Source organism: Rhizobacter sp. (assembly GCF_035702065.1).
Taxonomy (GTDB): Bacteria; Pseudomonadota; Gammaproteobacteria; order Burkholderiales; family Burkholderiaceae_C; genus Rhizobacter.
Map to the genome: position 1 here is coordinate 1 of NZ_DASSRA010000116.1, position 12,167 is coordinate 12,167.

General features: G+C 64.1%; 13 protein-coding genes. 11 read left to right on the top strand and 2 right to left on the bottom strand.

The window, feature by feature from the left end:
• Positions 1-330, bottom strand: a 330-nt coding sequence (locus VFL64_RS05130; RefSeq protein WP_489539310.1) for a methyltransferase domain-containing protein, incomplete at its 3' end; no start/stop codon positions are given.
• Between the two features lie 142 nt (positions 331-472).
• Entirely contained in the window at positions 473-1,459 is a 987-nt protein-coding gene (locus VFL64_RS05135; protein WP_489539311.1) for a malate dehydrogenase, read from the bottom strand.
• A 186-nt stretch (positions 1,460-1,645) separates the two neighbouring features.
• On the opposite strand from VFL64_RS05135, the gene VFL64_RS05140 reads away from it, so the two are divergent.
• The 11 genes from VFL64_RS05140 (at position 1,646) to asd (ending at position 11,945) form a co-directional block, all read left to right on the top strand.
• Complete coding sequence (locus VFL64_RS05140) at positions 1,646-2,419, top strand: GntR family transcriptional regulator (protein ID WP_489539312.1); 774 nt, start codon at positions 1,646-1,648, stop codon at positions 2,417-2,419.
• A 98-nt stretch (positions 2,420-2,517) separates the two neighbouring features.
• On the top strand, positions 2,518-2,946 hold the full coding sequence (sdhC, locus tag VFL64_RS05145) for a succinate dehydrogenase, cytochrome b556 subunit (protein ID WP_489539313.1): 429 nt from the start codon (positions 2,518-2,520) through the stop codon (positions 2,944-2,946).
• 13 nt (positions 2,947-2,959) lie between these two features.
• Positions 2,960-3,325 (top strand): succinate dehydrogenase, hydrophobic membrane anchor protein, encoded by a 366-nt coding sequence (sdhD, locus tag VFL64_RS05150; RefSeq protein ID WP_489539314.1) that lies wholly within the window; start codon positions 2,960-2,962, stop codon positions 3,323-3,325.
• 65 nt (positions 3,326-3,390) lie between these two features.
• Positions 3,391-5,118: a succinate dehydrogenase flavoprotein subunit gene (sdhA, locus tag VFL64_RS05155; RefSeq protein WP_489539343.1), complete on the top strand. Its 1,728-nt coding sequence runs from the start codon at positions 3,391-3,393 to the stop codon at positions 5,116-5,118.
• Positions 5,119-5,131: 13 nt separating this feature from the next.
• Positions 5,132-5,836 (top strand): succinate dehydrogenase iron-sulfur subunit, encoded by a 705-nt coding sequence (locus VFL64_RS05160; protein WP_489539315.1) that lies wholly within the window; start codon positions 5,132-5,134, stop codon positions 5,834-5,836.
• Between the two features lie 16 nt (positions 5,837-5,852).
• Complete coding sequence (locus VFL64_RS05165; protein WP_489539316.1) at positions 5,853-6,137, top strand: FAD assembly factor SdhE; 285 nt, start codon at positions 5,853-5,855, stop codon at positions 6,135-6,137.
• Positions 6,138-6,174: 37 nt separating this feature from the next.
• A complete protein-coding gene (gene gltA, locus VFL64_RS05170; protein WP_489539317.1) occupies positions 6,175-7,488 on the top strand; it encodes a citrate synthase in 1,314 nt (437 codons plus the stop codon).
• Between the two features lie 111 nt (positions 7,489-7,599).
• Positions 7,600-9,009 carry a 3-isopropylmalate dehydratase large subunit gene (gene leuC, locus VFL64_RS05175; protein ID WP_489539318.1) on the top strand — a complete coding sequence of 470 codons (1,410 nt, stop codon included), beginning with the start codon at positions 7,600-7,602 and terminating at the stop codon, positions 9,007-9,009.
• A 10-nt stretch (positions 9,010-9,019) separates the two neighbouring features.
• Positions 9,020-9,664: a 3-isopropylmalate dehydratase small subunit gene (leuD, locus tag VFL64_RS05180; protein ID WP_489539319.1), complete on the top strand. Its 645-nt coding sequence runs from the start codon at positions 9,020-9,022 to the stop codon at positions 9,662-9,664.
• A 16-nt stretch (positions 9,665-9,680) separates the two neighbouring features.
• Positions 9,681-10,760 (top strand): 3-isopropylmalate dehydrogenase, encoded by a 1,080-nt coding sequence (gene leuB / locus VFL64_RS05185; protein WP_489539320.1) that lies wholly within the window; start codon positions 9,681-9,683, stop codon positions 10,758-10,760.
• A 51-nt stretch (positions 10,761-10,811) separates the two neighbouring features.
• A complete protein-coding gene (gene asd / locus VFL64_RS05190; RefSeq protein WP_489539321.1) occupies positions 10,812-11,945 on the top strand; it encodes an aspartate-semialdehyde dehydrogenase in 1,134 nt (377 codons plus the stop codon).
• The last annotated feature ends 222 nt before the right edge of the window (positions 11,946-12,167 follow it).

The following is a 12,167-nucleotide window of genomic DNA, read 5'->3' on the forward strand; positions in this document are numbered from 1 at the left end:
CTCAGGGCCTCCGACCAATTGCAAGGCAGCGTTGGTGTAGATCAGATCCGGGGCAACAGGAGCTTGCCAGCTTGCGATGTCGCTCAGTTCGAAACGGCAGCGCGGCAAACGCGCGCGTGCTTCGACGAGCATGGGTTCGGAGTTGTCAGTGCCGACGACCTCGGCGTTCGGAAAGCGCTCGACCAGCAGTTCGGTCGAATTGCCCGGGCCGCAGCCCAGGTCGAAGACGAGTTGGGGGGCTTGCAGCGGCACCCGGGCGAGCAATTCGCGCGCCGGGCGGGTGCGCTCGTCTTCAAAGCGGCGGTACAGCTGTGGGTTCCAGTCGCTCATCTGAGCGCCCCCAGGGCCTGGCTGCGCCACGCCCGCCCCCCGCGGGGGGGAAGGAAACTGGGGGCGGCCCGGCGTTTCCTTGTGAGCCCCTTGGCCCGCAGGTTCATTGGTTCCCCAGCTGTATGGCGCCTGCGTCGGTCAATCAGAGCAGGTGCTTCACGCCGTCTTGCTCTTCTTGCAGTTCCTTGAGCGTGAGGTTGATGCGCTCCTGCGAGAACTCATCAATGGTCAGGCCCTCGACGATCTTGTATTCGCCGCCGGCGGTGGTGACCGGGTAGCCGAACATCACGTCCTTCGGAATGCCGTACTCGCCGTTCGACGGGATGCCCATCGTCACCCACTTGCCGTTGGTGCCCAGGGCCCAGTCGCGCATGTGGTCGATGGCGGCGTTGGCGGCCGAGGCAGCCGACGACAGGCCGCGCGCTTCGATGATGGCGGCGCCGCGCTTGCCGACGGTGGGCAGGAAGGTGTCCTTGTTCCAGACCTGGTCGTTGATCAGGTCCTTCACGGACTTGCCGTCGACGGTGGCGAAGCGGTAGTCGGCGTACATCGTGGGCGAGTGGTTGCCCCAGACGGCCAGCTTCTCGATCGAGGCCACGGGCTTGCCGGTCTTGGCGGCGATCTGCGATGCGGCGCGGTTGTGGTCCAGGCGCAGCATGGCGGTGAAGTTCTTGCGGGGCAGGTCGGGGGCCGACTTCATCGCGATGTAGGCGTTGGTGTTGGCCGGGTTGCCGACGACCAGCACCTTGACGTTGCGCGAGGCCACGGCGTTCAGGGCCTTGCCCTGGGCCGTGAAGATCTGGGCGTTGGCAGCCAGCAGATCCTTGCGCTCCATGCCGGGGCCACGGGGGCGGGCGCCAACCAGCAGGGCGTAATCGGTGTCCTTGAACGCGGTCATCGCGTCGCTGTGGGCCTCCATGCCGGCCAGCAGCGGGAACGCACAGTCGTCGAGTTCCATCATCACGCCCTTGAGTGCCTTCTGGGCCTTCTCGTCGGGGATCTCCAGCAGTTGCAGGATGACCGGTTGGTCCTTGCCCAGCATCTCGCCGGAGGCAATACGGAACAACAGGGCATAGCCGATCTGGCCAGCTGCGCCGGTGACGGCAACGCGAACGGGTTTCTTGCTCATGGGAGGCTCCGCAGGGTTCAAAAAGGGATTCGAAGACAGGGCGCGAAACGCGCTCTCTGTGGCCAGCCGGGAAGTGTAGGGGAGTCTAGGTGGCAACCCGGGGGCTGTCAATACTCTTATGTCTTATATAAGACATCTTTCAACAGTGTCATGGACGCGGCGCACCCGGTGTGCTGCAATCCCGGGATGGCCACGTCGACAACCCCTCCTGCCGCTCCCCGCGTGGGTGACGCCGAGGGCGACAGCCCGGCCTTCAGCCCGCTTTATCAGCAGATCAAGGCGCTGATCACGCGCAGCCTGCAGGGCGGCGAGTGGAAGCCGGGGGAGGCCATTCCGAGCGAGATCGAGCTCGCGGCGCGCTACAAGGTCAGCCAGGGCACCGTGCGCAAGGCCATCGACGCCCTGGCCGACGAAAACCTCGTGGTGCGGCGCCAGGGCAAGGGCACCTTCGTCGCCACGCATGCCGAAGAAAAGATCCAGTACCGATTCCTGCGTCTCACGCCCGACAACGGCGAGCCGGGTGGCGCGGAACGACGCTTCATCGATTGCCGCCGCATGCGCGCACCCTCCGACGTGGCGCGGGCGCTCGACCTGAAGTCGGGCGATGTCGCGGTGCAGGTGCGGCGGCTGCTGCGCTTTCGCGGCACGCCGGTCGTGCTCGACGACATCTGGTTGCATGGAGCTCTCTTCAAAGGCCTCACCGCCGAGCGCCTGAGCGAATACCAGGGTCCGATGTATGGCTTGTTCGAGACCGAGTTCGGCGTGCGCATGATCCGGGCCGAGGAACAGCTGCGCGCGGTGGCGGCCGACGCCGCTGCAGCCGAACTGCTGCAGGTGCCCGTCGGCGCACCCCTCCTGAGCGTGGAGCGGTTGTCTCGCACGTACGGCGACAAGCCCGTGGAATTGCGCCGCGGTCTGTACAACACGCAAGCGCATTACTACCGAAATGAGTTGAGCTGAGGGCGATTGGCGGGGTTGGAAATCCAGCAGCTTCGGGTAGACCCTGCTGCATTGCAATAAACTCCGAAAGTTTCTTCTGGTTTACACAAGGTTGGGTTATGGCTGATGCAACAGTAAAACAAAGACAAAGACCGGGTTCACCGATGCGCCTGATCGAAGCGACGCAGTACAGGCTGCCCCCGGCGGCCGTGGTGTCCATCCTTCACCGGCTGAGCGGCATCGTGATGTTCGTGCTGATGCCGTTCATCATCTGGATGTTCGACACCAGCCTCACCTCAGAGATCAGCTACAGCCAGTTCACCAGCGTCTTCACCGCTGGATACGGCTTCCTTCCCGCCTGGTTCGTCAAGATCGTGGTTCTCGGCCTGATCTGGGCCTATCTGCACCACTTTCTCGCTGGTCTGCGTCATCTCTGGATGGACGCCACGCACGCGGTGACCAAGGAATTCGGCCGCAGCTCGGCGCTGGCCACGCTGGCTGTCAGCGTCCTGCTGACGCTGGCACTCGGCTTCAAGCTCTTCTTCTGAGGCGCAGACGAACATGACGACACCGAATTACGGTTCCAAGCGCGTGGTGGTGGGCGCGCATTACGGGCTGCGCGACTGGCTGGCCCAGCGCGTGACGGCGGTGCTGATGGCGCTGTTCACTCTGGTGGTGATCGTGCAGGTCCTGCTGCCCGGCCCCATGGGCTACGACAAATGGGCCGGCATCTTCAATCCGCAGTGGATGCGCGTGTTGACCTTCGTGACCATCGTGGCGCTGCTGTACCACGTGTGGGTCGGCATCCGTGACGTGCTGATGGACTACGTGCGACCCGTTGCTGCCCGTCTGGTGCTGCAGGTGGCCACCATTGCATGGCTGGTGGGCTGTGCGGGCTGGGCGATTCAAGTGCTGTGGAGAATGTGAACGTGAGCGCAACCGTCTCAAAGAGAAGATTCGATGTGGTGATCGTGGGTGCCGGCGGTTCCGGCATGCGCGCCTCGCTGCAACTCGCCCAGGCCGGGTTGAACGTCGCGGTGCTGTCCAAGGTCTTCCCGACCCGTTCGCACACCGTGGCAGCCCAGGGCGGCATCGGCGCCTCGCTCGGCAACATGAGCGAGGACAACTGGCACTACCACTTCTTCGACACCGTCAAGGGTTCCGACTGGCTCGGCGACCAGGACGCCATCGAGTTCATGTGCCGTGAAGCGCCCAAGGTCGTCTACGAACTCGAACACTTCGGCATGCCGTTCGACCGTAATCCCGACGGCACGATCTACCAGCGCCCCTTCGGTGGGCACACCGCCAACTACGGCGAGAAGCCCGTGCAGCGCGCCTGCGCCGCGGCCGACCGCACCGGCCACGCGATGCTGCACACCCTGTACCAGCAGAACGTCAAGGCCCGCACGCACTTCTTCGTGGAGTGGATGGCGCTCGATTTGATCCGCGACGCCGAAGGCGACGTGGTCGGCGTCACCGCGCTCGAGATGGAAACCGGCGAGCTGCACATCCTGGAAGCCAAGACCGTGCTGCTCGCCACCGGCGGGGCAGGGCGCATCTTTGCGGCCAGCACCAACGCCTTCATCAACACCGGTGACGGCCTGGGCATGGCGGCGCGTGCCGGCATTCCGCTGGAAGACATGGAGTTCTGGCAGTTCCACCCCACCGGCGTGGCCGGCGCGGGCGTTCTGCTCACCGAAGGCTGCCGCGGCGAAGGCGCGATCCTGCGCAACAGCAACGGCGAGCGCTTCATGGAGCGCTACGCCCCGACGCTGAAGGATCTGGCGCCGCGCGATTTCGTGTCTCGCTGCATGGACCAGGAGATCAAGGAAGGCCGTGGCTGTGGTCCCAACAAGGACTACGTGGTGCTCGACATGACCCACCTGGGCGCCGACACCATCATGACGCGTCTGCCCAGCGTGTTCGAGATCGGCCACAACTTCGCCAATGTCGACATCACCAAGGAGCCGATCCCGGTGGTGCCGACCATCCACTACCAGATGGGCGGCATCCCGACCAACATCCATGGCCAGGTGGTCGTGCCCAAGGACGGCAACCCCAATGCGGTGGTGAACGGCCTCTACGCGGTGGGTGAGTGCTCTTGCGTGAGCGTGCACGGCGCCAACCGCCTGGGCACGAACTCGCTGCTCGACCTGCTGGTGTTCGGCCGCGCTGCCGGCAACCACATCATCGACAGCGGCCTCAAGGCCAAGTCGCACAAGGCACTGCCGGCCAATGCTGCGGACCAAACGCTGTCGCGTCTGGCCAAGTACGACAGCAGCACCAGCGGCGAATATGCCCAGGATGTGGCCAACGACATCCGCTCTGCGATGCAGCAGCACGCCGGCGTGTTCCGCACGCAGGCGTCGATGGATGAAGGCGTCACCAAGATCAAGGCGGTGGCCGAGCGGGTGAAGAACATCCATCTGGCCGACAAGTCCAAGGTGTTCAACACCGCGCGCATCGAGGCGCTCGAGGTCGAGAACCTGATCGAGGTCGCGCAAGCCACCATGGTCTCGGCCGCTGCCCGCCGCGAAAGCCGCGGCGCCCACACGGTGAACGACTACGCCGACAGCGCTGAGTTCCCGAACGGCCGCAACGACAAGGTGTGGATGAAGCACACGCTGTGGTACTCGGAAGGTAACCGGCTCGACTACAAGCCGGTGAACCTGAAGCCGCTGACCGCCGAATCGATCCCGCCCAAGGTCCGCTCGTTCTGAGCCGAGAGCCACCATGACGAAACGCACATTCCAGATCTACCGCTACGACCCCGATACCGACAGCAAGCCGCGCATGCAGACCCTCGAGGTCGAGCTCGACGGCAGCGAGCGCATGCTGCTCGACGCGCTGATGAAGCTGAAGGCCGTGGACCCGTCCCTCAGCTTCCGTCGCTCCTGCCGCGAAGGCGTGTGTGGCTCGGACGCGATGAACATCAACGGCAAGAACGGCTTGGCCTGCCTGACCAACATGCGCACCCTGCCGGACGTGGTCGTCCTGAAGCCGCTGCCCGGTCTCCCGGTCGTTCGTGACCTGATCGTCGACATGACGCAGTTCTTCACCCAGTACAACTCGATCAAGCCGTACCTGGTGAACGACACCATTCCGCCCGAGAAAGAGCGCCTGCAGTCGCCCGAAGAGCGCGAAGAACTCAACGGCCTCTATGAGTGCATCCTGTGCGCGAGCTGCTCCACCAGCTGCCCGAGCTTCTGGTGGAACCCGGACAAGTTCGTCGGTCCTGCCGGGCTGCTGCAGGCCTATCGCTTCATCGCCGACAGCCGCGACCAGGCCACCGGCGAGCGCCTGGACAACCTTGAAGACCCGTACCGTCTCTTCCGCTGCCACACCATCATGAACTGCGTCGATGTCTGCCCGAAGGGCCTGAACCCGACCAAGGCCATCGGCAAGATCAAGGAATTGATGGTTCGCCGCGCCGTCTGACGCTGCTTTGTCCGCCATGCACACCCTGATCGACGAACGAGCTCTGTCCAAGCTGCGCTGGCGCTGCCGCCGCGGCCTGCTGGAGAACGACCTGTTCGTCGAGCGCTTCTTCAAGCGCCAGGAAGGGGGCATCACCGAACAGCAGGCCCAAGGCTTGCTCGTGTTGATGGACCTGCCGGACAACGACTTGCTGGACCTGCTGCTTGCCCGCAAGGAGCCCGAAGGCGAGTTGCAGCGAGACGATGTATTCGAAGTGCTCAGGCTGATGCGCGCGCCCACGCAAAACATCGGCAACCACTGAGCCAGTGACTGTCCAAGCCTCTCATTAAGGAACGCCCATGACTCCCTCCGACGTGAAAGCCACCCTGTCGTTCTCTGACGGCAGCCCCGCAATGGACCTGCCCGTCTACAAGGGCACCGTCGGCCCGGATGTGATCGACATCCGCAAGCTCTACGCCCAGACCGGCAAGTTCACCTACGACCCGGGTTTCCTGTCCACGGCCTCGTGCCAGTCGACCATCACCTACATCGACGGTGACAAGGGCGAGTTGCTGTACCGCGGCTACCCCATCGAGCAGCTCGCCACCAACTGCGACTACCTCGAAACGTGCTATCTGCTGCTCAAGGGCGAGCTGCCCAATGCCGCCCAGAAGGCTGACTTCGTGGAGAACGTGACCCATCACACGATGGTCAACGAGCAGATGCAGTTCTTCCTGCGCGGCTTCCGCCGCGATGCGCACCCGATGGCCATCATGACCGGCCTCGTGGGTGCGCTGTCGGCCTTCTATCACGACAGCACCGACATCAATAACCCGGAGCACCGCGAGATCTCGGCCATCCGCCTGATCGCCAAGATGCCCACGCTGGTGGCGATGGCTTACAAGTACACCGTCGGCCAGCCCTACATCTACCCGAAGAACGACCTGTCCTACGCCGGCAACTTCATGCGCATGATGTTCGCCACGCCGTGTGAAGAGTACGTCCCCAACGACGTGCTGGTGCGCGCCATGGACCGCATCTTCACGCTGCATGCCGATCACGAGCAGAACGCCTCCACCTCGACCGTGCGCTTGTGCGGCTCGTCCGGCACCAACCCGTTCGCAGCCATCGCGGCCGGCGTGGCCTGCCTCTGGGGCCCGGCCCACGGCGGCGTCAACGAGGCGGCGCTCAATATGCTCGAAGATGTGCAGCGCATGGGCGGTGTCGAGCGTATCGGCGAGTTCATCAAGCAGGTCAAGGACAAGAACTCCAACGTCAAGTTGATGGGCTTCGGCCACCGCGTCTACAAGAACTACGACCCGCGTGCCAAGCTGATGCGTGAAACCTGCCACGAGGTGCTCGACGCCCTGGGCCTGCACAACGACCCGATCTTCAAGCTGGCCATGGCGCTGGAAAAGATCGCCCTGGAAGACGAGTACTTCGTTGCCCGCAAGCTGTACCCGAACGTGGACTTCTACTCGGGCATCGTGCAGCGCGCCATCGGCATTCCGGTGAGCCTGTTCACGGCGATCTTTGCGCTGGCCCGCACGGTCGGCTGGATCGCCCAGCTGAACGAAATGATTGCCGACCCCGAGTACAAGATCGGCCGCCCGCGCCAGCTATTCCACGGTGCGACCGCTCGCGACGTCAAACCGATCGCGCAACGAGGCTGAATCGCCGGAACGCAGCTCTTCAAGCACGCAAACCCCGGCCACAGGCCGGGGTTTTTGCATGTAAACGCCTAAAATTCCACCCTTTTCCGCCAGAGCCAACGAAAGTCCGCCATGGGCCGCACGCTGTACGACAAGATCTGGGACGAACACGTCATTCACACCGAAGAAGACGGCACGGCCGTCCTCTACATCGATCGTCACCTGGTGCACGAGGTGACGAGCCCGCAGGCGTTCGAGGGGTTGGACCTGGCCCACCGCAAGGTCTGGCGCATTTCGGCCAATCTGGCTGTGAGCGACCACAACGTGCCGACCACCGACCGTTCGCACGGCATTGCCGACCCGATCTCGCGGCTGCAGGTCGACACGCTCGACAAGAACTGCGACCGCGTCGGCATCACGCAGTTCAAGATGAATGACAAGCGCCAGGGCATCGTCCACGTGATAGGCCCGGAGCAGGGCGCTACGCTGCCCGGGATGACGGTGGTCTGCGGTGACTCGCACACCTCCACGCACGGCGCCTTCGGTGCACTGGCGCATGGCATCGGCACCAGCGAGGTCGAGCACGTGCTGGCCACGCAGACGCTGCTGGCCCGCAAGGCCAAGAACCTGTTGATCAAGGTGGATGGCACGCTGCCCAAGGGCTGCGGCGCCAAGGACATCGTGCTCGCCATCATCGGCAAGATCGGCACCGCGGGCGGTACGGGCTACACCATCGAGTTTTCCGGCTCGGCGATCCGTGCGCTCAGCATGGAAGGCCGCATGACGGTGTGCAACATGGCGATCGAGGCGGGTGCGCGCGCCGGCCTGATCGCGGTGGACGAGACCACCATCAAGTACGTGCAGGGCCGCCCGTTCTCGCCCACCGGCGTGGTGCTGGAGCAAGCCATCGCCTACTGGCGCACGCTGCACTCCGACGCCGATGCCAGCTTCGACCGCGTGGTTGAACTGGACGCCACGCAGATCCGCCCGCAGGTCACCTGGGGGACCTCGCCCGAGATGGTGTTGTCCATCGAAGACCGCGTGCCCGATCCCGACCGCGAGAAAGACGTCAACAAGCGCGGCGCGATGGAACGTGCGCTGACCTACATGGCGCTGGAACCCAACAAGCTCATCAGCGACATTCGCATCGACAAGGTCTTCATCGGCTCGTGCACCAACTCCCGCATCGAGGACATGCGCGAAGCGGCGGCCGTCGTGAAGCGTTTGGGCAAGCGCATCGCGTCTAACGTGAAGCTCGCGCTCGTGGTGCCCGGCTCCGGTCTCGTGAAGGAGCAGGCCGAGAAGGAGGGGCTGGACAAAGTCTTCACCTCCGCCGGCTTCGAATGGCGTGAGCCCGGCTGTTCGATGTGCCTGGCGATGAACGCCGATCGCCTGGAGCCGGGCGAGCGCTGCGCCTCCACGTCCAACCGCAACTTCGAAGGGCGCCAGGGCGCCGGTGGCCGCACCCACCTCGTGAGCCCGGCGATGGCTGCGGCTGCCGCCATCGAAGGCCACTTCGTCGACGTGCGTCGCATCGCCTAAGGACACGACCATGCAAGCCTTCAAGCTCCACAAGGGCCTGGTCGCGCCGCTCGACCGCGAGAACGTCGACACCGACGCCATCATCCCCAAGCAGTTTCTGAAGTCGATCAAGAAGTCGGGTTTCGGCCCCAACCTGTTCGATGAATGGCGCTATCTGGATCACGGCGAGCCGGGCCAGGACCCGTCCACGCGCAAGCCCAACCCCGATTTCGTGCTGAATCAACCGCGGTACCAGGGCGCGTCGATCCTGCTCACTCGCCAGAACTTCGGCTGCGGCTCCTCGCGCGAGCACGCGCCCTGGGCGCTCGACCAGTACGGCTTCCGTGCCATCCTCGCGCCGAGCTATGCCGACATCTTCTTCAACAACAGCTTCAAGAACGGCCTGCTGCCGATCGTCTTGCCCGAGTCGGCGATCAACCAGCTCTTCGACGAGGTGAATGCCTTCGTCGGCTACCAGCTGACGATCGACCTGGAGCGCCAGGTCGTGGCGAAGCCCGATGGTGCCGAGATCCCGTTCGAGATCGCCTCTTTCCGCAAGTACTGCCTGATCAACGGCTTCGACGACATCGGCCTCACGCTGCGCCATGCCGACAAGATCAAGGCCTACGAGACCGAGCGCCTGCTGACCAAGCCTTGGCTCGCCAAGACCATCTGAACCTGACGACGACAACATGAAGATCGCGATCCTGCCCGGCGACGGCATCGGCACCGAAATCGTGGCCGAGGCCCTGAAGGCGCTCGCCTGCCTCGACCTGAAGTTCGAGATGGAAGAGGCCAAGGTCGGCGGAGCCGCCTACGAGGCGCATGGCCACCCGCTGCCCGAGCACACGCTGAAGCTCGCCAAGGAAGCCGATGCGGTGCTGTTCGGCGCCGTGGGCGACTGGAAGTATGACAAGCTGGACCGCCCGCTGCGCCCTGAGCAGGCCATCCTCGGCCTGCGCAAGAACCTGGAGCTCTTCGCCAACTTCCGCCCCGCGATCTGCTACGAGGAGCTGACGCATGCGTCGTCGCTCAAGCCAGAGATCGTGGCGGGCCTCGACATTCTCATCATCCGCGAGCTCACCGGCGACATCTACTTCGGCCAGCCGCGTGGCCGCCGCGCCTCGCCCGACGGCGCCTTCCAGGGCGCCGACGAGGCCTTCGACACCATGCGCTACTCGCGCCCGGAGATCGAGCGCATCGCGCATGTGGCCTTCCAGGCGGCCCGCAAGCGCAACAAGAAGGTTCTGAGCGTCGACAAGGCCAACGTGCTGGAGACCTTCCAGTTCTGGCGTGACGTGGTGACCGAGGTGCATGCCCAGTACGCCGACGTGGAGCTGGAGCACATGTACGTCGACAACGCGGCGATGCAACTCGTCAAGCAACCGAAGCGCCTCGATGTGATCGTCACCGGCAACATGTTCGGCGACATCCTGAGCGACGAAGCGGCGATGCTCACCGGCTCGATCGGCATGCTGCCTTCGGCCTCGCTCAACGCGAAGAACCAGGGCTTGTACGAACCCAGCCATGGATCGGCGCCCGACATCGCCGGCAAGGGCCTTGCGAATCCCCTGGCGACCATTCTTTCGGCTGCGATGATGCTGCGCTTCAGCCTGAACCAGGAGGCGGCCGCGCAGCGCATCGAGGCTGCCGTCAAGGCGGTGCTGGCCAAAGGCCTGCGCACCGCCGATATTTACAGCGCCGGAACCACCAAGGTCGGCACAAAGGAGATGGGCGACGCTGTGGTCGCCCAGCTGAAAGCGCAGGGCTGACCCCTTCGCGTTCTCAGAGATCAACACTTTCACAGACGATAGGAAATCGAAATGGCTACGAGATTGGTCGGCCTGGTGGGCTGGCGGGGCATGGTGGGTTCGGTCCTGATGGACCGCATGCAAGCGGAGAACGACTTCGCGCTGATCGAGCCGGTGTTCTTCAGCACCAGCAACGTCGGCGGCAAGGCTCCCGCGCAAGCAAAGAACGAGACCACGCTGCAGGACGGCTTCAACATCGACGCGCTCAAGCGGTGCGAGATCATCATCACCGCGCAGGGCGGTGACTACACCAACGAGGTGTTCCCCAAGCTGCGCGCGGCCGGCTGGAACGGCCACTGGATCGACGCCGCGTCGTCGCTGCGCATGAAGGACGACGCGGTCATCATCCTCGACCCGGTCAACATGCCGGTGATCAAGAACGCACTCGCCAAGGGCGGCAAGAACTGGATCGGCGGCAACTGCACGGTGAGTTGCATGCTGATGGGCGTGGGCGCGCTGTACAAGGCCGGGCTCGTCGAATGGATGAGCACGCAGACCTACCAGGCCGCCTCGGGCGGTGGTGCACAGCACATGCGCGAATTGCTCACGCAGTACGGCACGCTCAACGCCGAAGTGAAGGCGCTGCTCGACGACCCGAAGAGCGCCATCCTTGAGATCGACCGCAAGGTCATCGCCAAGCAGCGCAGCCTGACCGAAGCCGAGACGGCCAACTTTGGCGTGCCGCTGGGTGGCAGCCTCATCCCCTGGATCGACAAGGATCTGGGCAACGGCATGTCCAAGGAAGAGTGGAAGGGCATGGCCGAAACCAACAAGATCATGGGCATGGGCGAAGGCTTCGGTACGCCCGCGGTGCCGGTCGATGGCTTCTGCGTGCGCGTGGGTGCGATGCGTTGCCACAGCCAGGCGCTGACCTTTAAGCTGAAGAAGGACGTGCCCCTCGCCGACGTCGAGGCCATGATCAAGGCCGACAACGCCTGGGTGAAGTTCGTACCCAACAACCGCGAAGACACGCTGCGCGACCTGACCCCGGTGGCCGTGACCGGCACCATGACGATTCCGGTAGGCCGCGTGCGCAAGCTGGCCATGGGCCCCGAGTACCTTGGCGCCTTTACCATCGGCGACCAGTTGCTGTGGGGGGCTGCCGAGCCGCTGCGCCGCATGCTGCGCATCTTGTTGGATGCCTGATTCAGGTCTTTAAGGCCTCCGTTGTGCGTTGCTGAGCCACAACAGGGGCCGTCTCCTGAGCCCATGAATGCGACTTCCGCGGGAATGTCAGGCATTGCATGAGCTTGTCAGCGTATCTAGTTGATGTTATTGTGATTTCTACTGTTGCGCCCAGGAATCCAGTGTTCGCGTCAACTACAACTCTGAAAGCAGTGGGGCTCGCTCGCTTCCACCCCCGTCCTA